A 26,269-nucleotide genomic window follows, 5' to 3' on the forward strand; every position below is an offset into this window, starting at 1 on the left:
GAAAGACCTCAGACCGCGGCTGCCGTGTTGCCGCCGGCGGCCAGGCCGGTCGGAGGCGTGTCCGACGTGTCCGACGGACCCTGCGGCGTCTTCGGGGGACGCGGCGGGCGGCCCTCGATGATGTCGTCGATCTGGTCGGCGTCGATGGTTTCCCATTCGAGCAGCGCGGCGGTCATGACTTCGACCTTGTCGCGGTTGTCTTCCAGGATCTTGCGCGCGACACCGTACTGCTCGTCGATGATGCGGCGGATCTCGGAATCCACCTTCTGCATGGTGGCTTCGGACATGTGCGTGGTCTTGGTCACGCTGCGGCCCAGGAAGACCTCGCCTTCGTTCTCGGCGTAGACCATCGGGCCCAGTTCGTCGGTCATGCCGTAGCGCGTGACGATGTCGCGGGCGATGGCCGTGGCGCGTTCGAAGTCGTTCGAGGCGCCGGTGGTCATCTGGTTCATGAAGATCTCTTCGGCGATACGGCCGCCGAACAGCACCGCGATGGTCGACAGCAGGCGGCTCTTGTCCATGCTGTAGCGATCGCTTTCCGGCAGCTGCATCGTCACGCCCAGCGCGCGGCCGCGCGGGATGATGGTGACCTTGTGGACCGGATCGGTCTTGGGCAGCATGCGCGCGACGATGGCGTGGCCGGACTCGTGGTACGCGGTGTTCTTGCGTTCCTCTTCGGGCATGACGATCGAGCGGCGCTCGGCGCCCATGATGATCTTGTCCTTGGCCTTTTCGAAGTCCGACATGTCGACCGTGCGGCCATTGCGGCGCGCGGCGAACAGCGCGGCCTCGTTGACCAGGTTGGCCAGGTCGGCGCCCGAGAAGCCCGGGGTGCCGCGCGCCAGGATGGTCGCGTCGACGTTGGGCGACAGCGGCACCTTGCGCATGTGGACCTTCAGGATCTGCTCGCGGCCGCGGATGTCGGGCAGCGGCACCACGACCTGGCGGTCGAAGCGGCCCGGACGCAGCAGCGCCGGATCCAGCACGTCGGGACGGTTGGTGGCGGCGATCACGATGACGCCCTGGCCCGACTCGAAGCCGTCCATTTCCACCAGCATCTGGTTCAGCGTCTGCTCGCGTTCGTCGTTGCCGCCGCCCAGGCCGGCGCCACGCTGGCGGCCGACCGCGTCGATTTCATCGATGAAGATGATGCAGGGCGCGTGCTTCTTGGCGTTCTCGAACATGTCGCGCACGCGGGCCGCGCCCACGCCGACGAACATTTCGACGAAGTCCGAACCGGAGATGCTGAAGAACGGTACCTTGGCTTCGCCGGCGATAGCCTTGGCCAGCAGCGTCTTGCCGGTGCCGGGCGAGCCGACCATCAGCACGCCGCGCGGGATGCGGCCGCCCAGCTTCTGGAACTTGCTGGGGTCGCGCAGGAAGTCGACCAGTTCCTGGACGTCTTCCTTGGCCTCATCGCAGCCGGCGACGTCGGCAAAGGTGATCTGGTTGGTGTTCTCGTCGAGCATGCGAGCGCGCGACTTGCCGAAGCTGAACGCGCCGCCCCTGCCGCCGCCCTGCATCTGGCGCATGAAGAACACCCACACGCCGATCAGCAGCAGCATGGGGAACCAGGACACGAAGATGCTCATGAGCAGCGACTGCTCTTCGCGCGGCTTGCCCGACACCTGCACGCCGTACTTGAGCAGGTCGGAAACCATCCAGAGGTCGCCCGGCGAGGTCAGCGTGTAGGCGCGGCCCGCGTCCGGCGTGACGTAGAGCACGTCGCCACCAGGGCCGCCCTGCACGTCCACCTTGCGGATACGGCCCGCCTTGGCGTCGTCCATGAACTGCGTGTATGTCACGCCGTCCTGGGTCTGCGCGCGTCCGTCGAACTGCTTGAAGACCGTGAATAGCACCAGGGCTATCACCATCCAGACGGCGACTTTCGAAAATGAATTATTCAAGGTCGATCTCCTGCTTTCGATTCCGACCGGCGACCGCGCACCCGCATATGGCACAGTCACAAGTATGTCAATAGCCCATTCTACCCTGTCGGACCGGGTTGCGTCCTGGGAAGGGGCGGGCCGCTAAGTTACGTCTGATTCGTGATTTTGCTGGTCGTTGTCTCGGCAGGCCGGCCGCCGTCGGGCCGGTAGGTTCTTGTGACACCAGGGCACGTGCCCTGGCGCGGGTCATTTCAGATCGCGCGCAACCAGAAAGGTTTCGGAGGACTTGTCCCGCGATGCCTTCGGCTTGCGCTCGACCACCCGCTTGAAGTGCTGTTTGTAGGACTCCACGATCTGCGAAAAGCCGGTTCCGTGGAATGCCTTGACGATCAGCGCCCCGTTGGGCTTGAGGTGGGCAAGGGAAAATTCCATCGCCAGCTCGCACACGTGCTGGATGCGCGCGGCGTCGGCGATACCCACGCCAGACAAGTTGGGGGCCATGTCGGAAATTACAAGGTCGACCGCGCGCGATCCGACCATGTCTTCCAGTTGTTTCAAAATGTCATCCTCGCGGAAGTCGCCCTGGATGAATTCGACGCCCGCCACGGGCTCCATGGGCAGCATGTCGAGCGCGATGATGCGCCCGTCCACCACCCCGCCCGGCCCCGCCAGGCGCTCGCGCGCCACCTGCGACCAACTGCCGGGCGCCGAGCCTAGGTCGACCACCAGGTCGCCACGCCGCAACAGCTTCTCGGTATCGAGAATCTCGATCAGCTTGAAGGCGGCGCGGGCCCGGTAGCCCTTCTGTTGCGCCATCTTCACATAGGGATCGTTGATGTGCTGGTGAATCCAGTCTTTGGAGAATTTATTCTTGGCCATTACCGTACAATTCCACGCATGCCTATATTAGAACTTACCTCTCGTGAGCGTAGCGACCTTCGGTCCGCCGCCCACCCTCTGCGCCCCGTCGTCCTGATCGGCGACAACGGCCTGACCGAAGCCGTGCTCAAGGAAATCGACCTGGCACTCACTTCCCACGGCCTGATCAAGGTCCGGGCCGGCGGCGACGATCGCGAGGCCCGCGAGGCCATGCTGTCGACCATCTGCGACACGCTGTCCTGCGCCCCGGTGCACCACCTGGGCAAGACCCTGATCCTGTTCCGCCCGCTGGCCGGCAACATCAAGCCGCCCGTGCTGGCCGCCCTCGAGCCGGAACGCCCCGCCAAGCGCCGCGCCTCCGAGCCGCATACGCCCAAGAAGCTGGCCGCCGAGGGCAAGACCCTGGCCAAGCGCCCGCGCCGTTCCGAAACCGAAGAGCCCAAGCCCAAGACGCGCTTCGTGCCGCAGGACCAGCTCAACAAGAACGGCAAGCCGATGCGTCCCGGCACCAAGAAAACCACTTCCGGCAGCCACGGCATTCCGCGCCGCGCCGGCAGCGCGCTGAGCCTGCGGGCCGGGGCCCGCAGCGGCACCAGCCGCAAGTCGTCGCCCAAAAGATAGTACCGCCGGGCACAAAAACGGGCGCTTTACGCGCCCGGTCCACCATAGCGTTCCGCAATATTGCCGTGCCGGATATCCGGTGCGGGCTATGGTGTTTTGCTGATTTTACCGCTCAGAGCCAGCGTCAGATGTAACGCACGCTCAACACTTCATACTCACGAACGCCAGCCGGGGCCTTGACCTCGACCACGTCGCCTTCGCTCTTGCCGATCAGCGCGCGGGCCACGGGGCTCGACACGGAGATCAGGTTCGACTTGATGTCGGCTTCGACGTCGCCGACGATCTGGTACGTCACGCGATCGCCCGAATCCAGGTCCTCGATGTCGACGGTGGCGCCAAACACGGCGCGACCTTCGGCCTCGAGCGAGGTCGGATCGATCAGGTGGGCATTGGAAAGCGTGCCCTCAAGCTCGGCGATCCGGCCCTCGATGAAACCCTGGCGCTCGCGAGCCGCGTCGTACTCGGCGTTTTCCGACAGATCGCCCTGCGCGCGCGCTTCGGCGATAGCGTTGATGACGGCGGGACGTTCCACGGTTTTCAGCCGCTGGAGCTCTTCTTGCAAGCGCTCGGCCCCGCGCACGGTCAAAGGAATGGCAGACATGTCGTTTCCCAAACAAAAGTAGAAAACGCCCCCGACGGAGCGTTCTCGGTGTGAAGGTCTTGGACCTGACGCATGGGGCGCCGTCGGAAGCTGATACGTGACGGGCATCGCCAGGAGCGGAACGGCCAGGGGCGGGCAAAGCTGAACCCGATGGATCCCCTTGCGCCCGCTCGGGCCGGCCCGCCGGACGAATGCGGCAAGCTGCGACCAAAACAAAACCCCGGCTCGGGTCGGAACCGGGGCAATCAAGGTCATATTGTGGTCAAAGTCCGCGGGAATTGCAAGCCACCGGAGAAACCGGCGTTTTCGGCGCATTTCGCCGCCGTAACCCGCTAAAACCCGTCGTTTCCCAGCTACAACCCGCGTTGCGTAAAAGATACTGGGCGATAGGGATAAACCCGGCGGTAGCCGGGTTTATGTAAAAACGGCGGGTTGTATTCAATAAAAAAGGTATAACCGACAAACTGGCCCATTAATAACAATTAAATACATGCCGGTATTCGCCGGCATTTTTTCTGGTTCGCAGCGAAGGGACGCGCCGGCTGTTCATGGCCGCCGCGTAAATCGATTGATTGTGCGTGTTGCAGGTTGGGCGGACGCATCGCAGTCATCCGGCTCGACGTTCGTCCCTCCGCCGTGGCGCTTGCGGGCAAAGGCCCGCGCCTGGGGTGGAGCGCGTTCAAGAACGGGAGCTCCCATGCTGGAAAAAATGAAAGTCCGTACGGGCATGATGCTGGTGCTGTTCTTTTTCGTCATTACCCTGGCCCAGGCGTGCGGGCTGAGTTGGCGCAATGCGGAAAACAGTGTCCGGGAAATCGAGGACCTGAATAATGTGGCCGTGCATCAGGTCGACCCGCTATACGAGGCCAGCGGCGCCCTGCTGCGGGCGCGGCTGGCGCTCGGCGCCGGTATCGCCGACCTGCAGGCGGGCGCCGCCGACCAGGCCGCCACCGCCGAGTCCGCCGCCGCCAGCCAGCTGCAAGAGGCGCGCGAGCGGTTCACCCGCTATATGGCGGTGCCAAAGAGCGAACGCGGCCAGGAGCTGGCGCAGATTCTGCAAGGTCAGTTCAATGCCTATGTGGCAGTGCTGGACGAACTGGACGCCGCCCTCAAGGAACGCTCCGCGGCGCGCTACCAGCAGAGCGAGCCCCGGGTGCGCCAGGCCGATGCCGCTTTCGCCAAGGACATGCAGGTTTTCCTGACGCGGGTGCAGGAGCGCAGCGACGACGTGCTGGCACGCTCGCAGACCACTTATTCCACCGCAAGAATGTCCGCAATCGTGCTGCTGTCGGTGGCGCTGTTGTTGGCCGCGCTGTGCTGGGCCTTCATCCGGCGGGGCGTGCTGTTGCCGCTGCAGGACGCCGGCCGGCATTTCGATCGCATCGCCGCCGGCGACCTGACCCAGCGGGTCGAGGCCCGCTCCAATAATGAAATCGGCATGCTGTTCTCGGCGGTGCGACGCATGCAGGAAGGACTGACCCGCACGGTGACGGCCGTGCGCCAGGGAGTCGAGGAAATCAACATCGGCGCCGCGGAAATCGCCGCCGGCAACGCCAACCTGTCCACCCGCACCGAGGAGCAGGCCGCGGCGCTGGAGGAAACCGCGTCGACCATGGAAGAGCTGGCCACCACGGTAAAGCAGAACGCCGAGAACGCGGCCCAGGCCAACCAGCTGGCGGCGGTCAGCATGGAGGTGGCGCAACGTGGCGGCCACACGGTCGGCCAGGTGGTGGCCACCATGCAGGGAATTTCCGACAGCTCGCGGCGCATCGCCGACATCGTCTCGGTGATCGACGGCATCGCCTTCCAGACCAACATCCTGGCCCTGAATGCGGCGGTGGAGGCGGCCCGGGCGGGCGAACAGGGCAAGGGTTTCGCGGTGGTGGCGGGCGAAGTGCGCACGCTGGCGCAGCGCGCGGCGCAGGCGGCCAAGGAAATCAAGGCGCTGATCGAAACCTCGGTCGAGACGGTCGCGGCCGGCTCGGCCCAGGTATCGGCCGCCGGCCAGACGATGGAGGAAATCGTGACCTCGGTGCAGCGGGTGGCCGACATCATGGGCGAGATCTCCGCCGCATCGACGCAACAGGCGGGCGGCATCGATCAGGTCAGCCTGGCGGTCTCGCAGATGGACGAAGTGACGCAACAGAACGCCGCGCTGGTGGAACAGGCCTCGGCGGCCGCATCGGCGATGGAGGAGCAGGCCAGGCGCCTGGCCGAGGCGACCGCGGTATTCAAGACCCAGTCGGGCCAGGTGATCGAGGCGGCGCCGGTGCAGATGACCGGCCGGGCGCCGGCTTCGCGCTTGTCGCGCCCCTGAAAAGGCGCGGCGGGTTTCTGAATCCGGGGCGGCGCAGGCACGGCGGCGCCCCGGGCGGGATCGGGGCGGCCCATGGCCCCGGAACAGCGCATGGGCCGCCGCCCATGCCCCGTCCTATTTCTTGCGGCGCAACAGGGCGTAGAGAATGATGGCGCCGAAAGTCGCGGTACCGATGCCGCCCAGGGTGAAATTGCCCAGCTTGACGGTGAAGTCGCCCGCGCCCAGCACCAGCGTGACCGCGGCCACGATCAGGTTGCGGTTGTCGCTGAAATCGACCTGGTTGACCACCCAGATGCGGGCCCCGGCAATGGCGATCAGGCCGAACACCACCACCGACATGCCGCCCAGCACCGGCGCGGGAATGGTCTGGATCAGGGCCCCGAACTTGGGCGAGAACCCGAGCACGACGGCGATCAGCGCGGCGATCACGAATACCAGGGTCGAGTAGATGCGGGTCACGGCCATCACGCCGATGTTCTCGGCGTAGGTGGTGACGCCGGTGCCGCCGACCGCGCCCGAGACCATGGTGGCCACGCCGTCGCCGACGAAGGCGCGGCCCAGGTAGCGATCCAGGTCCTGGCCGGTCATGGCGCTGACCGCCTTGACGTGGCCCAGGTTCTCGGCGACCAGGATGATGGCCACCGGCACGATCAGGCCCATGGCCTCGGCCTTGAACACCGGCGCGGCGAAGTGCGGCAGGCCGAACCAGGCGGCGGCCGACACGGCCGAGAAGTCCATCGGCTTGCCCAGCCCCATGCCGTTGGCGAAGATCGCGTACACCACGCAGGCCAGGATCAGGCCGACCAGGATCAACAGGCGCTGCACCATGCCCTTGGTATAGACGGCGATGCCGCCCACGCACAGGATGGTGACGATCGCCATGGCGCTGTCGAAGCCCGAGGCGCCCATGGCGCCCTTGGCGGCGATGGGGGCCAGGTTCAGGCCGATCACCGCGACCACCGCGCCGGTCACGACCGGCGGCATCAGGGTGTCGATCCAGTTGGCGCCGCCGCCGGCGCGGCCGTTGGCGATCCAGACCAGCACGCCGATCAGCGTATAGGCCAGGCCGCAGGCGATGATGGCGCCCAGCGCCACGCCGATGTTGGCGTTGGCGCCGCCGCCGGCGTAACCGGTGACCGCGATGACGCCGCCGATGAAGGCGAAGCTGGACCCCAGGTAGCTGGGTACGCGCCCGCCCACGAACAGGAAGAAGATCAGCGTGCCGATGCCCGACATCAGGATGGCGACGTTGGGGTCGAAGCCCATCAGCAGCGGCGCCAGCACGGTGGAGCCGAACATCGCCACCACGTGCTGGGCGCCCATGGCCACGTTCTTGGGCCACGACAGGCGTTCATCGGGCGCGATGATGACGCCGGGCTCGGCGTCGTCCGCCAGGCGCCAGCGCGGAAAATAGGAATTGGACATGGATTCCCCGGGAGTGTTTGGTGTGAGCGGGCGCCAGTGTAAAGGGGGCCGGGAACGGGCGGCAACTTAAGTTCCCCGCCAGCATGCCGTATTAGTGGAAACCCCAGTCAAACCTCTCCCCGGAGACCTTCATGGCCATCGATTCCCTCAGCGGCACCTCGCGCATCGGCAGCATGGCCGACCTGTGGGCGCAGAAGATCCAGGCCAACAAGGAGGCCAGGGACGCCAAGGCTGGCGACCCGGGCGTCACCGTCACCCCCGACGGCAAGATCCGCGTCACCAACGCGGGCGCCATGAAGGTGGGCCAGGCCGAGGAAACGGAATCGTCCGAAAACGACGACCACTACACCCGCCAGATCAAGGAACTCCAGCGCCAGCTCAAGCGCGTCATGGAGCAGATCGAACGCGTGCGCGACAGCAATGCGTCGGCGGAGCAGAAGGCCACCCAGTTGCAGGCGCTGAACGCCCAGGCGATGCAGATCATGGGCATGATCCAACAGGTGATGGCCGAGCAGGCCAAGGCGATGGCCAAGGCAAACGGCGGCGTGTCGGCCACGGCCTAGATGGCCGGCCTGATCCGCGCGCTCACGCGGGTTCTCCCGAATGCCCGCAGGGCTGATGGCGCGCATCAAAATTTGTGATTGGACTGGCGGCGCATGCAGCCGCTAAGGTCTCCGGACAAATCGAAAAAACCACGGAGACAAACCATGCATGCAATGCGCACAGCCCTTGCAGGGGCGCTGCTGGCCGCCTGCGCCGCCCCCGCCCTGGCGGGCACCGTCACGGTGATCACGTCGTTCCCGAAAGACCTGACCCAGGCCTACAAGACCGCGTTCGAGAAGGCCAACCCCGGCATCACGCTGGAAATCCTCAACAAGAACACCGTGTCCGGCATCGCCTACGTGCGCGAGACGCCGGCCGGCCAGCGCCCGGAAGTGTTCTGGGCCAGCGCGCCGGACGCCTTCGAGGTGCTGGGACGCGACAAGCTGCTGGCCAAATCGGCGGACGTCGCCAACAAGGACGTGCCGGACAAGATCGGCAACTACCCCATCAACGACCCGGGCGGCATGTACCTGGGCCAGGCGCTGGCCGGCTACGGCATCGTCTACAACACGCGCTACATCGCGGCGCACAAGATCCCCGCCCCGGTCGAATGGAAGGACCTGCTGGCGCCACACTGGTTCGGCCACGTCGGCATCACTTCGCCGTCGCGCTCGGGCACCATGCACCTGACGGTCGAGACCATCCTGCAGGGCGAAGGCTGGGACGACGGCTGGAACACGCTGCTGCGCATGTCGGGCAACAGCAGCGCCGTGACCGAGCGCTCGTTCGGCGTGCCGGACGGCGTCAACAACGGCCAGTTCGGCGCGGGTCCGGTGATCGACTTCTTCGGCCTGTCGAGCAAATACTCGAAGTTCCCGGTGGAGTTCGTCTATCCCTCCGAGACCGCCATCGTGCCGGCCAACATCGCGCTGATCGACGGCGCCAGGAACGCCGAGGAAGGCAGGAAGTTCATCGCCTTCACGCTCAGCCAGGCCGGCCAGGAGCTGCTGCTGGAACCGAAGATCTCGCGCCTGCCGGTGCTGCCGTATTCGGCGCTGGCGGGCAAGGTGCCGCAGGGCTACCCCGACCCGGCCGAGATCGCGCGCCGCAGCAAGGTGCAGTTCAACGCCGACCTGTCGCAGACGCGCTACTACGTGGTGCAGTCGCTGTACGACCAGACCGTCACGTTCCGCCTGAAGGAATTGCAGGCGGCGACCAAGGCGATCTACGACGCCGAGGCCAAGCTCGGCGACAAGGGCAAGAGCGGCAAGCCGGCCGAACTGCTGGCGCAGGCCCGCAAGCTGGCCTGGGCACCGCTGGTCGATGGCAAGCAGGCCGCCGATCCCGAGTTCCTGAAGATCTTCAGCGGCAACAAGAAGGACGCCGCGGTCAACCAGCAGATCACCAAGCTGGAAGGCGAATGGAACGGCACGGCCAAGAGCAATTATGAGCAGGCCGTGAAGCTGGCGCGGGAAGCCGCGGCGCTGTAGGCCCGGCTCGCGCCGGACGGGGGGCTCGCCCCGTCCGGCCGCCGCCCCGCCGCGGACGGCCTGTCTTGAACCTTTACGGGAATCTCGATGAATCTTCCGGGCCATTCACGCCTGCCCGCCGGCCCCGTGCTGGCCGCGCTCCTGGTGCTGGGTTTCCTGGCGCTGTTCCTGGCCGTGCCGGTGGGCACGGTGTTCTACAGCGCCTTCGTCAATGCCGATGGCGGCTTCACCATCGGCCACTTCGGCGCGTTCTTCAACCAGCCGCTGATGCTGGAGGCGTTCTTCAACAGCCTCTACGTGGCGGGCTGGTCGGCGCTGCTGGCCTCGCTGATCGCGGTGCCGCTGGCGTACTTCACGGTGCGCTTCGATTTCCGCGGCGCGCTCATCATCCAGACGCTGGGCGTGCTGCCGCTGATCATGCCGCCCTTCGTCGGCGCGGTGGCGATGCAGCTGATTTTCGGACGTTCCGGCAGCGTCAACCTGCTGCTGAACGACTGGTTCGGCTTCACCATCCCGTTCATGGAAGGCCTGAACGGCGTCATCTTCGTCGAGGCGCTGCACTACTTCCCGTTCATCCTGATGAACCTGGTGGTGGCGCTGCGCAACATCGACGGCGCCATGGAGGAAGCGGCCTTCAACCTCGGCGCGCGCGGCTTCCGGCTGTTCCGCCGCGTGATCTTCCCGCTGGCGCTGCCGGGCTACGTGGCCGGCGCCTCGCTGGTGTTCGTGAAGGTGTTCGACGACCTGGGCACGCCACTGGTGCTGGGCACCACCAACATGCTGGCGCCGCAGGCCTATCTGCGCATCACGCAGGTGGGGCTGGAAGATCCGCTGGGCTATGTCATCAGCGTCATCATGATCGCTTTTTCGATCCTGGCGCTGTGGCTGTCGGCGCGCGTGCTCAAGGGGCGCGACTATTCCACCTTGCAAAAGGGCGGCAACTCGATCCAGAAGCGCAAGCTGCGGCCGGCCGAAAGCGTGCTGGCCTATGGCTGGATCGTCCTGGTGCTGCTGCTGGTCCTGTCGCCGCACATGGGCGTGCTGCTGCTGTCGCTGGCGAGCGTCTGGAGCTTCGCGCCGCTGCCGGACGGCTACACGTTGGCGCACTACGGCGCGGTGTTCAGCGAGTCGCAGGGCATGATCGCCAACACCCTGCTCTACTGCGGCCTGGCCGCGGGGGTGGACGTGATCCTGGGCACCGCCATCGCCTACCTGATGCTGCGCACCCGGCTGCCGGCGCGCCAATGGCTGGACTTCCTGGCCTCGGCGGCGCTGGCGATCCCGGGCATCGTGCTGGCGATCGGACTGCTGCGCACATTCCGCGGCGTGGAGATCCCGGGCACCGGCACGCTGCTGACCTCGTCGTGGATCATCATCATGATCGCGTACTCGGTACGGCGCCTGCCCTACGCCTTGCGTTCGTGCGTGGCCGCGCTGCAGCAGATCAACGTGTCGCTGGAGGAAGCGGCGCAATCATTGGGCGCCACGCGGCTGCGCACCATCCGGCGGGTGGTGGTACCGCTGATGGCGGGCGGCATGCTGGCCGGCTTCGTGACCAGCTTCGTGACGGCGGCGGTGGAGCTGTCGGCCACCATCATGCTGGTCACCAAGGACAGCCAGGCGCCGATGAGCTATGGCATCTATCTGTACATGCAGAGTGCGGCGGGCCGGGGTCCGGGCGCGGCGCTGGGCGTGCTGGCGGTGGCCGCGGTCGCGGTCGGCACGTATGTCTCGCACTTGCTGGTGGAACGCGCCCAGGCGCGCCAGCGCCCGGCGCGTCACGACGAGACGGCCTGAATCAAGGGGAATCGACATGAAGAAAGTCAGCGTTGAATGCCGCAACATCCGGCTGTCGTATGGCAAAACCGAAGTGCTCAAGGACGTCAACATCCACATCGAGCCGGGCGAGTTCTTCGCCCTGCTGGGGCCGTCGGGCTCGGGCAAGTCCACCCTGCTGCGCCTGATCGCGGGCTTCAACCGGCAGGACGCCGGCCAGTTGCTGGTGGACGGCAAGGACATCAGCGCCATCCCGCCCTGGAACCGCAACATCGGCATGGTGTTCCAGAACTACGCGTTGTGGCCGCACATGACGGTGTGGGACAACGTGGCGTTCGGGCTGGTCGAGCGCAAGCTGCCGCGCGAGCAGATCCGCGCCAAGGTCGAGGCCGCGCTGGAGCTGGTGGGCCTGTCGCAATACGCGCGCCGCCGCCCCAACCAACTGTCCGGCGGACAGCAGCAGCGCGTGGCGCTGGCGCGCACCATCGTGATCGAGCCGCAGGTGCTGCTGCTGGACGAGCCGCTGTCCAACCTGGACAAGAAGCTGCGGGTGCAGATGCGGCAGGACCTGCTGAGCCTGCAGCGGCGGCTGGGCATCACCACCATCTTCGTCACCCACGACCAGGAAGAGGCCATGACCACCGCCGACCGCATGGCGGTGCTGGACCACGGCGTGGTCCAGCAGATCGGCGCGCCCAGCACGCTGTTCGACTACCCGGTGAACCGCTTCGTGGCCAACTTCGTCGGCACCATGAACGTGCTGGAGGGCGAGGTGCGCGAGCGCACCAGCGGCAGCGTGGTGCTGGCGGTGGAAGGCGTGGGCGACCTGCACCTGCCGCTGGCGGCCGAAGCGCCGGCGGCGCAGCGCCTGGCGGCGAGCTTCCGGCCGCACACGGTGCAGATCGAAATGGCCGACGGGCTGGGCGACGCGCGCTATGTGTGGCTGCCGGGCGTGGTGGAAAGCAGCGAGTTCCTGGGCGAGTTCACCCGCTACCAGGTGCAGATCGGCGAACAGCGCCTGACGGCCGACCAGTCGCACCTGGCGGGGCTGTCGCCGTTCCCGGTGGGCGCGCCGGTGTCGATCGGGCTGGAGCCGACGCAAGTACGGCTGCTTGCCGCCTGAGCCGGCTTCCCCTACAAAGGCGGCATGGAAATCTATCAGATCCGCGCCTTCGTCACCGTCGCCCGCCTGGGCAACCTGACGCGGGCCGCCGAAGCGCTGTCGCTGACCCAACCCGCCGTCACCGCGCAGATCAAGGCGCTGGAACAGAGCCTGGGCGTGGCGTTGTTCGACCGCAGCGGCGGACGGCTGGCCCTGGCCAAGGCCGGTGAGATGCTGCTGCCCACGGCCGAATCGCTGCTGGTGCTGGGCGCGCAATTCAAGTCCGAGGCGCAGCAACTGCAAGGCAGCCTGCAGGGCGTGGTGGAACTGGGCCTGCCCAGCGAGAAGCCCGACTTCTTGCGGCTGGGCGAGCTGGCGGCGGCCATCACGCAGCGGCTGCCGCTGATCGAACTGAAGACGCAGATCCAGCCCACCGCCGTGCTGGCCGAGCAGGTCAGCACCGGCCGGCTGCCGGCGGCGTTGACCATCGCCGCGCACCCGCCGCGCGGCGTGCTGTGGCTGCCGCTGCGCAGCGTGCGCTACCGCATCGCGCTGCCGACCGAACATGCCGCCGTGCTCAAGCGCGGCGGCTGGCGCGAGGTGGCGCAATTGCCGTGGCTGGACGGCCCCGCCGGCAGCCACACCCACCTGCTGTTGCGCGACATGTTCGAGCGCCACGGCCTCTCGCCGCGCATCGCCATGCAGAACGACGACCAGGCCAACCTGGAGGCGCTGGTGCGGGCCGGCGCCGGTTGCGCGCTGCTGCGCGAGGAAACCGCGCTGGCCGGCGCGGCCTCGGGCGATTTCATGGTGTGGGGCCAGGCGCGAGCCGATGCCACGCTGGGTTTCATCCTGCCCTACGAACGCGCTAGCGAGCCCGCGCTGGTCGCGTTAAGCTCGGTGATTCAAGCCATCTGGAAGCCGCGCGCGCCAGTCGCGCCCGAGCCGCTCTGAGCCGGGTCGGTCCGCCACCCGCGCCCTTCCCCACCGTATCGACACCGCAATGACTGAAATCTGGTTCATCCGCCACGGCGAAACCGACTGGAACCGCCAGCGCCGCCTGCAGGGCTGGCAAGACATCCCCTTGAACGAATTCGGCCGCAACCAGGCCGGTTTGCTGGCCTCGCGCCTGCGTGAAGACGCCCGCAGCACGCCGATCCACGCCATCTACAGCAGCGACCTGCAACGCGCCCATGCCACCGCTACGCCGGTGTCGGAACAGCTGGACCTGCGCGTGCGGGTCGAGCCCGGCATCCGCGAACGCGGCTTCGGCGTGCTCGAAGGGCTGGACCTGGAACGCATCGACGCGCTGGCGCCGGAAGCCGCGGCCGCCTGGCGCAGCCGCGATCCGCTGCGCGCGCTGGACGGCGGCGAAACGCTGGGCCAGTTCCAGTCGCGCGTCATCTCCACGGTGGATGAAGTGGCCAGCCGCCATGACGGCGAACGCATCCTGATGTTCACCCACGGCGGCGTGCTGGACATCATCTGGCGCCATGCCAGCGGCGTGCCGTTGAATGCGCCGCGCGACGCGGCATTGCTGAACGTCAGCATCAACCGGGTCGGCGTGCGCGGCCGCCAGTGGCAAGTGCTGGATTGGGGCGACGTGGGCCACGTGGCCGCCGAGGTCGGCGACGACGTCGTGCCGTGACGGCCGGCGCCAGGGTGTCGTCCTGACGCCCTGGCCGCTGTCGCCCTGCGGCTCAGCCGGCTTTGTCCGCCTTGCGCGGCTTGCGCGGCGCGTTGCGCGCCAGCCGGTCGTAGACCGCGTTGGGCAGCAGGCGCATCAGTTTCGCCACCACGCCCATCTGCCAGGGAATCACCGTGTACGTGGTGCCGCGCCCAATCGCCGCCTGGGCGCGCTGCGCGAACTTGTCGGCGTCCATCAGGAACGGCATCTTGTACGGATTGTGCGCCGTCATCGCGGTCTTGATGTAGCCCGGCGCGATGGTGACGACACGGATGCCGTCGCCCGCCAGTTCCAGCCGCAGGCTTTCGCAGTAGGTCACCACCGCCGACTTGGAGGCGCTGTAGGCGCCCGCGCCCGGTAGCCCGCGCACGCCGGCGACGCTGGCGATGCCGACCAGCCGGCCGCCGCCCGTCGCGCGCATCGGCTCGACGAAGGGTTCGAAGGTCGCCACGGTCGCCAGCAGGTTGGTATCGACGATGGCCTTGAAGACCTCATAGTCCTCGTGATGCCCGGTCAGGGTGCCGGCGCTGATGCCGGCGCTGGCGATGACCACGTCCACCCGCCCCTGGCAGAAGGCGATGAAATCCTGTGCGGCGGCATGCAGCGCCTGGCGGTCGCGCACGTCCACGGCGTAGCAGCGATGCTGGCCGGGCAGGCTGTCGGCCAGTTCCCGCAGCGCGTCTTCGCGCCGGCCCAGCAGGCCGAGCGTGGCGCCGCTGGCGGCGTAGCGTCGTGCCAGGGCGCGGCCCAGGCCGCTGCTGGCGCCGGTGATGAAAACCCTGTCCATGAAGGTGGCCCCGGTCGGATGTAAAAAAGCGGAGCCTCCCGGATGAGAGGCTCCGCCCGCTATGCTACAGGAACGCTGGCGCCGGGTTTACAGGAAGATGAGCGCGAAGATCGCCGCCACCAGCGCCCACTTAGACAGGTAGTACAGCGGCTTGCTCTTTTTCTTGAGCGCCTTGCCGAAGCGGCGCACGGCGTAGACCGCGCCGAAGATGCGGTTGATGCCGCCGGTGGCGTCGCCTTCCTGGTTGGGCGCGGCGGCCGCGCGCAGCAGGAAACCGCCGACCACGCGATTGAACGCCTGGGCCCAGCGATAGCGCATGGGCCGCTCGACGTCCGCGAACAGGATGATCCGGTTCTGGTCGGTCTTGTTTTCGGCGTAATGGATGAAGGTCTCGTCGAACACGACCGCCTCGCCGTCGCGCCAGTAGTATTCCTGGCCGTCGACGTTGATGTAGCAGTCGGGGTTGTTCGGCGTGATCAGGCCCATGTGGAAACGCAGCGAACCGGCGTAGGGATCACGGTGCCGCGGCAGCCGGCTGCCCGGCGGCAGCGAGGCGAACATGGCGGCCTTGATGGTCGGGATGCCCGCCAGCAGCTTGGTGGTCACCGGGCAAAGCGCCTCGGCCGACGGATGGTCGGCGTCGTACCACTTCAGGTAGAAGCGCTTCCAGCCCGTCTTGAAGAACGAGTTGAAGCCCGCGTCGTTGTACTTATCCGAGGCCTTGATGTGGCCGTCGCCATAAAGGTTGACGGCCTCGGCCCGGATTTCGTCGCAGCGGTCCAGCAAGACCTTCAGTTCCGGGAACTGGTCCAGGTCGAGATAGGGCTTGTTGGGCACGCTGGAGAATGCGTACATGAAGCAGTTCAGCGGCGCGGTGAAGGTGGAATGATCCAACGCCTGCCGCGAGAACCGGTGTCGTACGCGGCCACGGTAGTGAACTACCGTGGCGCACACGATGAATAACGCCAGAATGAACCACTTCATTCTTTTGTCCTCAATTCACTTGAGACGCGCCCCCTGCGCGCCCAAGCGTTATTTGTCCAATAAAGACGCGTGAAGTTCCTGCAGCGGGTAAACCTGCAGGCCGAGGCCCTGGCGCAGATACTGCATGCCCTCGACGGCCGCGCGGGCGCCCGCGATGGTCGTGAAGAAGGTCACGCGCGCCGCCAGCGCCTGGGTGCGGATGGTGCGCGAGTCGGCGATGGCGTTGCGGCGTTCCTCGACAGTGTTGATGACCAGCGAGATCTCGCCGTTCTTGACCATGTCGACGATGTGCGGACGGCCTTCGGTGACCTTGTTGACCAACTGCACCGGGATGCCGGCCGCTTCGATCTCGGCGGCGGTGCCGCGGGTTGCCACCAGCTTGAAGCCCAGGGCGTGCAAGCCGCGCGCCACTTCCACGGCGCGGGGCTTGTCCTGGTTCTTGACGCTGATGAACACCGTGCCGGATTCCGGCAGGCGCACGCCGGCGGCCAGCTGCGACTTGACGAAGGCTTCGCCGAAGCTGGTGCCCACGCCCATGACTTCGCCGGTCGACTTCATTTCCGGGCCGAGGATGGTGTCCACGCCCGGGAACTTCACGAACGGGAACACGGCTTCCTTGACCGAGAAGTAAGGCGGCACGACTTCGCGGGTGATGCCCTGGGCCGCCAGCGTCTGGCCGGCCATGGCGCGCGCGGCGATCTTGGCCAGTTGCAGGCCGGTGGCCTTGGACACGTAGGGCACCGTGCGCGAGGCGCGCGGGTTCACTTCCAGCACGTAGACATCGCCGCCCTGGATGGCGAACTGCACGTTCATCAGGCCGCTGACGTTCAGGGCCTTGGCCATCATGGAGGTCTGGCGCTTGATCTCGGCGATGACGTCGGCCGACAGCGAGTACGGCGGCAGGCTGCAGGCGGAGTCGCCCGAGTGCACGCCGGCCTGCTCGATGTGTTCCATGACGCCGCCGATGAAGACGGTTTCGCCATCGGCCAGGCAGTCCACGTCCACTTCGGTGGCGTTGTTCAGGAAGCGGTCCAGCAGCACGGGCGAGTCATTGCTGACCTTCACGGCCTCGCGCATGTAACGTTCGAGATCCTGCTGCTCGTGCACGATTTCCATCGCGCGGCCGCCCAGCACGTAGCTGGGGCGAACCACCAGCGGGTAGCCGATCTCGGCGGCATGGGCCAGGGCCTCGCCTTCGGTGCGGGCGGTGCGGTTGGGCGGCTGGCGCAGGCCGAGCTTGTTCAGCAGCTTCTGGAAGCGCTCGCGGTCTTCGGCGATGTCGATGGATTCCGGGCTGGTGCCGATGATCGGCACGCCGTTGGCTTCCAGCGCGCGCGCCAGCTTCAGCGGAGTCTGGCCGCCGTACTGGACGATCATGCCGACCGGATTTTCCTTGTGGACGATTTCCAGCACGTCTTCCAGCGTCAGCGGCTCGAAGTACAGGCGGTCGGACGTGTCGTAGTCGGTGGAGACGGTTTCCGGGTTGCAGTTGACCATGATGGTCTCGTACCCGTCGTCGCGCAGCGCCAGCGCTGCATGCACGCAGCAGTAGTCGAACTCGATGCCCTGGCCGATGCGGTTCGGGCCACCGCCCAACACCACGATCTTCTTGCGGTCGGTGGGCGCGGCTTCGCACTCTTCCTCGTAGGTCGAGTACATGTAGGCCGTGCGGGTGGCGAATTCGGCGGCGCAGGTGTCCACGCGCTTGTAGACGGGGCGCACGTTCAGTTGGTGACGCAGCTTGCGCACCTCGGATTCCACGGTGTCCAGCAGGAACGCCAGGCGGCGATCGGAGAAACCGCGGCGCTTCAGTTCCCACAGGGTGGCGTGGTCCAGGTCGGACAGCGTCTTCTGTTCGAGCGCCAGCTCGATGTCGACGATTTCCTTGATCTGCGACAGGAACCAGGGGTCGATGTGCGTGATGTTGTGCACTTCGTCCAGCGTGAAGCCTTGCGCGAAGGCGTCGCCCACGTACCAGATGCGTTCCGGACCGGGTTCGCCCAGCTCGACCTGCAGCTTTTCGCGGTCGGTGGTCTTCTGGTTCAGGCCGTCGACGCCGACTTCCAGGCCGCGCAGCGCCTTCTGGAACGATTCCTGGAAGGTGCGGCCGATGGCCATGACTTCACCCACGGACTTCATCTGGGTGGTCAGGCGCGCGTCGGCGGTGGGGAATTTCTCGAAGGCGAAACGCGGCACCTTGGTGACCACGTAGTCGATCGACGGTTCGAACGAGGCGGGCGTGGCGCCGCCGGTGATTTCGTTCTTGAGCTCGTCCAGCGTGTAGCCCACGGCCAGGCGCGCGGCGACCTTGGCGATGGGGAAACCGGTGGCCTTGGACGCCAACGCCGACGAACGCGACACGCGCGGGTTCATCTCGATGACGATCATGCGGCCGTTCTTGGGGTTGACCGCGAACTGCACGTTCGAGCCGCCCGTGTCCACGCCGATCTCGCGCAACACCGCGATCGATGCGTTACGCATGATCTGGTATTCCTTGTCGGTCAGCGTCTGGGCCGGCGCCACGGTGATGGAGTCACCGGTGTGCACGCCCATGGGGTCAAGGTTCTCGATGGAGCAGACGATGATGCAGTTGTCCGCCTTGTCGCGGACCACTTCCATCTCGAATTCCTTCCAGCCCAGCAGCGACTCTTCGATCAGCAGCTCGCTGGTGGGCGAGGCTTCCAGGCCGCGGCGGCAGATGGTTTCGAATTCTTCGGCGTTGTAGGCGATGCCGCCGCCCGAGCCGCCCATGGTGAAGCTGGGGCGGATCACGGCGGGGAAGCCCGAGGTGCCGACTTCCGCGGCGATGCGGCGCTGCACTTCCCAGGCTTCGTCCATGCTGTGGGCGACGCCCGACTTGGCCGATTCCAGGCCGATGTCGGTCATGGCCTGCTTGAACTTCTGGCGGTCTTCGGCCTTCTCGATGGCGTGCTCGTTGGCGCCGATCAGTTCGACGTTGTGCTTTTTCAGCACGCCGTGGTGGGCCAGGTCGAGCGCGCAGTTCAGCGCGGTCTGGCCGCCCATGGTGGGCAGCAGCGCATCGGGCTTTTCACGCTCGATGATCTTTTCGACGGCTTGCCAGGTGATGGGCTCGATGTAGGTGACGTCGGCCGTTTCCGGGTCCGTCATGATCGTGGCGGGGTTGCTGTTCACCAGGATGGTGCGGTAACCCTCGGCCTTGAGCGCCTTGCACGCTTGCGCGCCGGAATAGTCGAATTCGCAGGCCTGCCCGATGATGATGGGGCCGGCGCCGATGATGAGAATGCTTTTTAGGTCTGTACGCTTGGGCATGATGCAATCTTTACTTTTGGCCGGACATCAGGCTGATGAACTTGTCGAACAGCTCCAGGATGTCGTGCGGACCGGGGCTGGCTTCGGGGTGGCCCTGGAAGCAGAAGGCCGGACGGTCGGTGAGCTCGAAGCCCTGCAGCGTGCCGTCGAACAGCGAGACGTGCGTGACGCGCGCATTGGCCGGCAGGCTGGCCGCGTCGACCGCGAAACCGTGGTTCTGGCTGGTGATGAACACGCGCTTGGACGCCAGGTCCTGCACCGGGTGGTTGGCGCCGTGGTGGCCGGTCTTCATCTTGAGCGTCTTGCCGCCGACGGCCAGGCCCATGATCTGGTGGCCCAGGCAGATGCCGAACACCGGCAGCTTCTTGTCCAGGAACACGCGGGTGGCGTCGATGGCGTAGTCGCAGGGCTCGGGGTCGCCGGGGCCGTTGGACAGGAACACGCCGTCGGGGTTGAGCTTGAGCACTTCCTCGGCGCTGGTCTGGGCCGGCACCAGCGTCAGGCGGCAGCCGCGGTCGGCCAGCAGGCGCAGGATGTTGGACTTGATGCCGAAGTCGTAGGCAACGACATGGAATTTGGACTGGTCGGGCTGGGTGTAGCCTTCGCCCAGCTGCCAGGTGCCCTGGGTCCAGGTGGTGCTGTCCTTTATGGAAACGACCTTGGCCAGGTCCTGGCCGGCCATGCCGGCAAAGCCGCGGGCCAGTTCGACGGCGCGGTCGGCATCCGAACCGACGAAGATGCAGGCGCCCTGGGCGCCCTTTTCACGCAGGATGCGGGTCAGCTTGCGGGTATCGATGCCGGAAATGGCGACGATGCCCTGTTCGGACAGGTACTCGGGCAGCGATTGCGTGGAACGGAAGTTCGACACGCGGGCGGGACAGTCGCGCACCACCAGGCCGGCGGCGTAGACGCGATTGGCTTCGACGTCCTCGGCGTTGACGCCGGTGTTGCCGATGTGCGGATAGGTCAGCGTGACGATCTGGCCGCTATAGCTGGGATCGGTGAGAATTTCCTGGTACCCGGTCATCGCGGTGTTGAACACCACTTCGGCGACGGTATGGCCAGGCGCACCGATCGACACGCCTCGAAAAATGGTACCGTCCGCCAGAGCCAGAATTGCAGGAGGGAAGCGGTTGATCCCCTCGGGAAAGAGTTGCGGCAGCACAGTAAACCCCGGTTTTAGAATCGATAATCAAACCTTGGAATTATACCTTGAGCGGGCGTTTTTCCCGGGGAACCGCGCCAAATAAGGCTGAGATCGGAGATTTCGGCCGCCGCGGCGGGCCGGCCGTGCCCCTCCTTTGCCATACCAACGGTGACAGCGCCGTCGGCGGCTCGGTGATACGCTAAAGCACCTTCAACCCCTGATGCTGCGAGCCGTATTGTCCATGTCCAGCCAACTTGACGCCCTGCGCAATCACACCACCGTTGTCGCCGACACCGGCGATTTCGAGGCAATGAAGGCGCTGCGTCCCACCGACGCCACCACAAATCCGTCCCTAATTTTGAAGGCCGTCCAGCAGGACGCCTACCGCCCGCTACTCGAAAAGACCGCCCGCGACCACCGCGGCGCGCCCACCGCCGAGCTGATGGACCGGCTGCTGGTCGCCTTTGGCCGCGCCATCCTGGATATCGTGCCCGGCCGCGTCTCCACCGAAGTGGACGCGCGCCTGTCGTTCGACACCCGCGCCACCATCGAGCGCGCCCGCGCCCTGATCGCGCTGTACGAAGCCGCCGGCGTGCCGCGCGAACGGGTGCTGATCAAGATCGCGTCCACCTGGGAAGGCATCCAGGCGGCCCGCGCGCTGCAAGCCGAGGGCGTGCGCTGCAACCTGACGCTGCTGTTCTCGCTGCCGCAGGCGGTGGCCTGCGCCGACGCCCAGGTGCAATTGATCTCGCCCTTCGTCGGCCGCATCTACGACTGGCACAAGAAGGCCGCCGGCGCCGCCTGGGTCGAAGCCGACCACGCCGGCGCGCGCGACCCCGGCGTGCAGTCGGTGACCCGCATCTATCACTATTACAAGCGTTTCGGCATCGCCACCGAGATCATGGGCGCGAGCTTTCGCAACGTCGGCCAGATCCTGGCGCTGTCGGGCTGCGACCTGCTGACCATCAGCCCCGAGTTGCTGACCCAGTTGTCGCAGACCGAAGGCGACGCGCCGGCGCAGTTGCGCGCCGATGCGGCGGGCGGCGATATCGCCCGCATCGCGTCGGGCGAAGTGGCCTTCCGCACCCAGCTCAACGACGACGCCATGGCCAGCGACAAGCTGGCCGAAGGCATCCGCGCCTTCGTGGCCGATGCCATCAAGCTGGACGCGCTGATCGAAGCGCAGCGCGCCTGAGACCGCCGGCGCTGGCCCGGCGGCCACCGCCGGGCCGCGCGTCAGCGGTGATCGTGCGAATGCACCTGCAGCGCTTCCAGGAAGCGCGACACCATGTTGTAGGCCGCCACGGTGGCGGTCAATTCCACGATCAGTTTTTCCGATCCCATGGCGGCGCGGGCCGCCTGGAACACCGGCTCGGGCACCTGCACGTGGCGCGTCATGGCATCGGTGTAGGCCAGCACCGCGCGCTCGCGCTCGCTGAACAGAGTCGACGCCTCCCAGTCGGGCAAGGCGTCCAGCTGGGCTTGTGACACGCCCTCTTTCAGCGCGATCGGCGCGTGCTGGTCGGCCTCGTAGGGCGCGCCGTTGATCGCCGCCACCCGCATGATCACGAGTTCGCGAATATCGCCGGGCAGGGTGGACAACTGGCGGATGGAAGTCAGGTAGTTGAGCCAGCCGCCGGCCACGGCGGGGCTGTGCAGCAGCATCTGGTACAGGTGCAGCACGCTGCCGCGCTCGGCGACGATACGGTCGACCAGGGGTCGTGCTTCAGGATGGGACAGATCGGCGTAGGGAAGACGCGCCATGGAAACTCCGGAATAATCCGGCCGCTTGCGCCAAACGGCCAGAGGGATGGTGGACGTCCAAAAAACGAGGCGGCGCGCGCCAAAATCCCCGACGCTGCATATGCACACATTCGCAAGAACTTTGACATAATGACAACACATTGCGCACCTCCAGGACAAGCCTAGAATGAATGCGCCAACCCAGTCCCATCCGCCTGTCACGCTCGCGAACTGCGACAGCGAACCGATTCACGTCCCGGGCGCGATCCAGCCCCTGGGCGCGTTGCTTGCCTTCGATGCCGCGGGCGTGTTGCGCTACGCCAGCGAAAACGCCCCGCAGGTGCTCGGGATGCCGGTCGCATTGGGCTATCGCTGCGATCCGGCTTCGCTGCCGCCGGGCCTGGCGCGGAACCTGCCGGGCTGGCTGTCCCAGGACGATCCCGTCTTCGATCCGCTCAGCATCTCGCTGGACGGGCACGCCTACGACGTCATCGCCCACCGCAACACCGACGACCTGACGCTGATCGAACTCGAGCGCCGCGGCAACGACGCCGGCATCGCCGATCCCGCGCTGATCTACCGCAGCATCGAGCGCGTGCGGGCGCAGCGCGACATCGCCGGCCTGCTGGAGCGCGCCGTCCAAGAGGTACAACGCGCCACCGGCTTCGACCGCGTCATGGCCTATCGCTTCCATCCCGACGACAGCGGCGAGATCGTGGCCGAGCGGCGCGGCGATCCCGCGCTCGAAGGCTGGGTCGGGCGCCGCTATCCCGCCGGCGACATTCCGGCCCAGGCGCGTCGCCTGTACACCGTGAATACTTTGCGCCAGATCGCCGACGGCCAGTACCAGCCGGTGCGGGTGCTGGCGCAGGACGGCATCGACGCGCCGCTCGACATGAGCTTCTCGGTGCTGCGCAGCGTATCGCCGGTGCATCTGGAATACATGGCAAACATGGGCGTGCGCGCCACCATGAGCCTGTCGCTGGTGATCGGCGGCAGGCTCTGGGGCATGATCGCGTGCCACCACCATTCGCCGCGCCTGGTCCCCTACCCGGCCCGGCTGGCCTGCGAGGCGCTGACACAGGTGCTGTCCGCGGCGCTGGCGACCATCGAAGGCAACGACCGCGCCGCGCAAACACGGCGCAATGTCGCGCTGGTCAGCCGGTTGACCGAGCGCGCATCGGATTCCGAAAACATCCACCAGGCCCTTTCCGGCGGCCCGGAAACGCCCGCCTCGCTGATCGCCAACGACGCCGCGCTGTGCCTGTGGGGCAACAGCGTCACGGTGTTCGGGGGCATCGCGCCGCGCGGCGAACTTGCCGGCATCCTGTGCGCGCTGGACCAGAGCGGGCAACGTTTGGTCCACACCAACCACATCGCGCGCGACTATCCCGAGCTGCAGACCGACCTGGTGCCCTATGCGGGCCTGCTGGCGTGCAAGTTCGATCCCATGAACAACGGCTGGCTGATCTGGTTGCGGCGCGAACAGATCGAGACCGTGGTGTGGGGCGGCAAACCCGAAAAGCAATACGCGGTGGGCAACCTGGGGCCGCGCCTGACCCCGCGCGGCTCGTTCGAGGCCTGGCGCGAGGTCATGCGCGACACCAGCCCGCCGTGGCTGCCGGCCGAACTCGAGGCGGCCGACAACCTGCGCGACGAGCTGTCGCACATCGCCACCAGCCGCGCCGCCGATGTCGACCGCGCCCGCACCGCGCTGCTGGCGATGCTGGGCCATGACCTGCGCGATCCGCTGCAATCGATTTCCATGGCGGCCACGCTGCTTTCGCGGACCGACGCCGGCGCCCGCATGGGCGAACGCATCCGCTATTCCAGCGGGCGCATGCAGCGGCTGATCTCGCAGGTGCTGGATCTTTCCCGGCTGCAGGGCGGCATGGGGTTAGGCATCGAAAAGCGCGAATGCCGCCTGTCCGACCTCTTGAACGGCCTGATCGAGGAAAAGCGCCAGGCCTATCCCGGCCTGCTCATCGAGCCGGACGTGCACCCCGACCTGGTGCTGACGGCCGACACCGACCGCATCGCCCAGGTGGTCACCAACCTGATGAGCAACGCCCGCCAGCATGGCGCGCCGCGCATGCCGATCCACGTCAGCGCGATGCCGCGCGGCGACACCATCGAACTCACCGTGGCCAACCATGGCGCGCCGATCCCCGACGACGTCATGGCGCACCTGTTCTCACCCTTCAAGCCCGAATCCCTGGGCCATTCGCGCAACCGCAACGGCCTCGGGCTCGGCCTGTACATCGCCGAACAGGTGGTGCGCGACCACCAGGGCGAGATCGCCGTCGACTGCCGCGACGGCCTGGTCATTTTCACCGTTACCCTGCCGCGCGACCAGGATGCGCCGCAGGTCCCCGAATCTGGAGACATCCCTTGAACGACGAGCGCGCCCTACGCGTCCTGCTGGTTGACGACAATGAAATGGGCTCGGAACTGCTGGCCGAATTCCTGGCGCTGTCCGGCCTGGAGGCGCGCTGCGCGGGTACCGGCGAAGACGCGCTGCGGCAGGCCGCCACGTTCGCCCCCGAAGCAGTGCTGGTTGACATCCTGCTTCCCGACATGGACGGCTACGAGCTGGCCCGCCGGCTGCGCGAGCGCAATGTGTCATCGCGCATCTACGCCCTGAGCGGCCTGGCGCGGCATGAACGGCACGAAGACGCCTCCGCCCTGTTCGATGGCTGGATCGAAAAGCCTGCCGACCCCGATGCGCTGCTGACCGTGCTGCGCCAGGCGGGCTGACATCGCCATGCAAGTCGATATATCCGCCCAGGCGCTGGCCGCGCAAGGCGTACGGCTGAAGGTGCTGGCGCAGATATTCCCGGTGCTGCGCCACGAGGCCATCGCGCCGCTATCGAATGCCACCTTGGCGGCGGCCATGCTGAGCCACGCGCCTGAAGACGCGGATGCCGAGGCACGGCAGCAGCGCTGCGAACGGCTGGCCGGAGACCTCAACGACATGCTGGAAGACAGCGTCAGCGTGATCCGCGACCTGGACCAGTGGTTCAGCGACAACGGCGCGACGCTGCCGCTGGCGACGCTGCTCAAGGAATGCCGCAAGCTGCTGTTCTCGCAATTGATGTGGTCCAAGCGCCGGGTCCGCTGGCCCGAGGACCCGGGCGCGCTCGAACTGCCCGCTTTCACCAGCCGTTATCTGCTCATGGCATGGCTGCTGTGCCTGGTGGCCTGGCTGCCTGAAGGCGCCGAAGTGGAGCTTGACACGGCCGACCCATCGGCATGGCATGCCCGCTTCACCGTGCCCGCGCAGGCGCCGGACGGAGCCGCGCTGTTCGACACGCGGGACATCGAATGGCTGGCCGCCGACTCAGGCTGGCGCTTCGAGCGGCAGCCGCAGAGTTGGTCGTTGCACCGCGCCGCCTCGGGCAAGGAACCCGCATGATCTCCCCGGTGCACCAATTCCTGCGCGATGGCACCCGCGACCGCCACGAGGCCCTGGATCAGGGACTGGCGCTGGCCGATGGCAACGTCAGTCCGGCCCGCTATGTGGCGTATCTGCGCGCCATGCTGGGCTGGCTTGAACCGATCGAAAACCGGCTGTGGCAACTGGACTGGCCCGCCGCGCTGCGGGCCGAAGACAGGGACGGCAAGAGCGCGCTGATCCGCGCCGACCTGCGGGCGGCGGGCGACAGCGCGCCGGTTCCGCAATGCCCTGATGCGCCGCGCCCGCGGGCGGCCGACGCCTATGCGCTGGGCGTGGCGTACGTGGTGGAAGGTTCGCAACTGGGAGGACGCTTCCTGGCCAAGCGGCTCGAGACGCTGGCGCCGCCGCTGCCGCTAGGCTACCTGCGCGGCTACGGCGACGACGTCGGGCCGTTGTGGAAGGGGTTCCTGCTGCACCTGGACGAGGCGGCCCAAGGTCACGAAACGCAGGCGCTGCGTGGCGCGCAGGATGCCTTCGACAGCCTGGCCGCCTGGCTGCGCGAACAGCGTGCCCTGCGGGCTGCAGGCTAG

The 26,269-nt window shown here is 66.8% G+C and carries 22 protein-coding genes; 13 read left to right on the forward strand and 9 right to left on the reverse strand.

Annotation, left to right across the window (positions count from 1 at the left end; translation table 11 throughout):
• Positions 1-8 precede the first annotated feature (8 nt).
• Together ftsH and ACVN9Z_RS00525 are read right to left on the reverse strand one after the other, a co-directional pair.
• Complete coding sequence (gene ftsH, locus ACVN9Z_RS00520) at positions 9-1,907, reverse strand: ATP-dependent zinc metalloprotease FtsH (RefSeq protein WP_458212978.1); 1,899 nt, start codon at positions 1,905-1,907, stop codon at positions 9-11.
• 228 nt (positions 1,908-2,135) lie between these two features.
• Positions 2,136-2,768, reverse strand: a complete 633-nt coding sequence (locus tag ACVN9Z_RS00525) for an RlmE family RNA methyltransferase (protein ID WP_006385473.1) — start codon at positions 2,766-2,768, stop codon at positions 2,136-2,138.
• A gap of 18 nt (positions 2,769-2,786) precedes the next feature.
• Between ACVN9Z_RS00525 and ACVN9Z_RS00530 the strand changes: the two genes are divergently transcribed.
• Positions 2,787-3,389, forward strand: a complete 603-nt coding sequence (locus ACVN9Z_RS00530) for a YhbY family RNA-binding protein (protein ID WP_020926788.1) — start codon at positions 2,787-2,789, stop codon at positions 3,387-3,389.
• Positions 3,390-3,513: 124 nt separating this feature from the next.
• Here ACVN9Z_RS00530 and greA read toward each other — a convergent pair whose 3' ends face one another.
• The gene (gene greA, locus ACVN9Z_RS00535; RefSeq protein ID WP_006385475.1) at positions 3,514-3,990 is read right to left on the reverse strand and encodes a transcription elongation factor GreA; all 477 of its coding nucleotides are present in this window, start codon (positions 3,988-3,990) and stop codon (positions 3,514-3,516) included.
• 697 nt (positions 3,991-4,687) lie between these two features.
• Here greA and ACVN9Z_RS00540 point away from each other — a divergent pair.
• Positions 4,688-6,307, forward strand: coding sequence for a methyl-accepting chemotaxis protein (locus tag ACVN9Z_RS00540; protein ID WP_458212979.1), 1,620 nt, complete (start codon positions 4,688-4,690; stop codon positions 6,305-6,307).
• Between the two features lie 114 nt (positions 6,308-6,421).
• Here ACVN9Z_RS00540 and ACVN9Z_RS00545 read toward each other — a convergent pair whose 3' ends face one another.
• Positions 6,422-7,732, reverse strand: a complete 1,311-nt coding sequence (locus tag ACVN9Z_RS00545) for a solute carrier family 23 protein (RefSeq protein WP_049054682.1) — start codon at positions 7,730-7,732, stop codon at positions 6,422-6,424.
• Positions 7,733-7,863: 131 nt separating this feature from the next.
• On the opposite strand from ACVN9Z_RS00545, the gene ACVN9Z_RS00550 reads away from it, so the two are divergent.
• The 6 genes from ACVN9Z_RS00550 to ACVN9Z_RS00575 all read left to right on the forward strand — a co-directional run bounded on the left by ACVN9Z_RS00550 (position 7,864) and on the right by ACVN9Z_RS00575 (position 14,291).
• Positions 7,864-8,295 (forward strand): FlxA-like family protein, encoded by a 432-nt coding sequence (locus tag ACVN9Z_RS00550; protein ID WP_458212980.1) that lies wholly within the window; start codon positions 7,864-7,866, stop codon positions 8,293-8,295.
• A 144-nt stretch (positions 8,296-8,439) separates the two neighbouring features.
• Positions 8,440-9,765 carry an ABC transporter substrate-binding protein gene (locus ACVN9Z_RS00555; protein ID WP_024070093.1) on the forward strand — a complete coding sequence of 442 codons (1,326 nt, stop codon included), beginning with the start codon at positions 8,440-8,442 and terminating at the stop codon, positions 9,763-9,765.
• Positions 9,766-9,852: 87 nt separating this feature from the next.
• Positions 9,853-11,562 (forward strand): ABC transporter permease, encoded by a 1,710-nt coding sequence (locus ACVN9Z_RS00560; RefSeq protein WP_047993220.1) that lies wholly within the window; start codon positions 9,853-9,855, stop codon positions 11,560-11,562.
• 16 nt (positions 11,563-11,578) lie between these two features.
• The gene (locus ACVN9Z_RS00565; RefSeq protein ID WP_053497942.1) at positions 11,579-12,664 is read left to right on the forward strand and encodes an ABC transporter ATP-binding protein; all 1,086 of its coding nucleotides are present in this window, start codon (positions 11,579-11,581) and stop codon (positions 12,662-12,664) included.
• Positions 12,665-12,688: 24 nt separating this feature from the next.
• Positions 12,689-13,597, forward strand: a complete 909-nt coding sequence (locus ACVN9Z_RS00570) for a LysR family transcriptional regulator (RefSeq protein ID WP_006385483.1) — start codon at positions 12,689-12,691, stop codon at positions 13,595-13,597.
• Between the two features lie 49 nt (positions 13,598-13,646).
• The gene (locus ACVN9Z_RS00575) at positions 13,647-14,291 is read left to right on the forward strand and encodes a histidine phosphatase family protein (RefSeq protein WP_458212981.1); all 645 of its coding nucleotides are present in this window, start codon (positions 13,647-13,649) and stop codon (positions 14,289-14,291) included.
• Positions 14,292-14,343: 52 nt separating this feature from the next.
• On the opposite strand, the gene ACVN9Z_RS00580 is transcribed toward ACVN9Z_RS00575, so the two are convergent.
• From ACVN9Z_RS00580 to carA, 4 genes are all read right to left on the reverse strand, one after another.
• Positions 14,344-15,117, reverse strand: a complete 774-nt coding sequence (locus tag ACVN9Z_RS00580) for an SDR family oxidoreductase (RefSeq protein WP_006385485.1) — start codon at positions 15,115-15,117, stop codon at positions 14,344-14,346.
• An 87-nt stretch (positions 15,118-15,204) separates the two neighbouring features.
• On the reverse strand, positions 15,205-16,101 hold the full coding sequence (lpxO, locus tag ACVN9Z_RS00585) for a lipid A hydroxylase LpxO (RefSeq protein ID WP_054505160.1): 897 nt from the start codon (positions 16,099-16,101) through the stop codon (positions 15,205-15,207).
• A 48-nt stretch (positions 16,102-16,149) separates the two neighbouring features.
• Entirely contained in the window at positions 16,150-19,392 is a 3,243-nt protein-coding gene (gene carB, locus ACVN9Z_RS00590; RefSeq protein ID WP_006385487.1) for a carbamoyl-phosphate synthase large subunit, read from the reverse strand.
• Between the two features lie 10 nt (positions 19,393-19,402).
• Positions 19,403-20,557, reverse strand: coding sequence for a glutamine-hydrolyzing carbamoyl-phosphate synthase small subunit (gene carA / locus ACVN9Z_RS00595; protein WP_006385488.1), 1,155 nt, complete (start codon positions 20,555-20,557; stop codon positions 19,403-19,405).
• A gap of 223 nt (positions 20,558-20,780) precedes the next feature.
• On the opposite strand from carA, the gene tal reads away from it, so the two are divergent.
• On the forward strand, positions 20,781-21,734 hold the full coding sequence (gene tal, locus ACVN9Z_RS00600) for a transaldolase (RefSeq protein WP_006385489.1): 954 nt from the start codon (positions 20,781-20,783) through the stop codon (positions 21,732-21,734).
• 41 nt (positions 21,735-21,775) lie between these two features.
• Here the strand turns inward: tal and ACVN9Z_RS00605 are convergent, their stop codons facing one another.
• Positions 21,776-22,303 carry a carboxymuconolactone decarboxylase family protein gene (locus ACVN9Z_RS00605; RefSeq protein WP_020926777.1) on the reverse strand — a complete coding sequence of 176 codons (528 nt, stop codon included), beginning with the start codon at positions 22,301-22,303 and terminating at the stop codon, positions 21,776-21,778.
• Between the two features lie 166 nt (positions 22,304-22,469).
• Here ACVN9Z_RS00605 and ACVN9Z_RS00610 point away from each other — a divergent pair, with 166 nt between their 5' ends.
• Genes ACVN9Z_RS00610 through ACVN9Z_RS00625 form a run of 4 tightly spaced genes read left to right on the forward strand, consistent with a single transcriptional unit; the run spans position 22,470 to position 26,269 of the window.
• Complete coding sequence (locus ACVN9Z_RS00610) at positions 22,470-24,677, forward strand: ATP-binding protein (RefSeq protein WP_026384025.1); 2,208 nt, start codon at positions 22,470-22,472, stop codon at positions 24,675-24,677.
• On the forward strand, positions 24,674-25,039 hold the full coding sequence (locus tag ACVN9Z_RS00615) for a response regulator (protein ID WP_020926775.1): 366 nt from the start codon (positions 24,674-24,676) through the stop codon (positions 25,037-25,039). Before ACVN9Z_RS00610 ends, ACVN9Z_RS00615 begins: the two co-directional genes overlap by 4 nt.
• A gap of 7 nt (positions 25,040-25,046) precedes the next feature.
• Positions 25,047-25,697 carry a hypothetical protein gene (locus ACVN9Z_RS00620; protein WP_020926774.1) on the forward strand — a complete coding sequence of 217 codons (651 nt, stop codon included), beginning with the start codon at positions 25,047-25,049 and terminating at the stop codon, positions 25,695-25,697.
• Complete coding sequence (locus tag ACVN9Z_RS00625; RefSeq protein WP_150101810.1) at positions 25,694-26,269, forward strand: biliverdin-producing heme oxygenase; 576 nt, start codon at positions 25,694-25,696, stop codon at positions 26,267-26,269. Before ACVN9Z_RS00620 ends, ACVN9Z_RS00625 begins: the two co-directional genes overlap by 4 nt.

Source organism: Achromobacter sp. KK8, assembly GCF_054188005.1.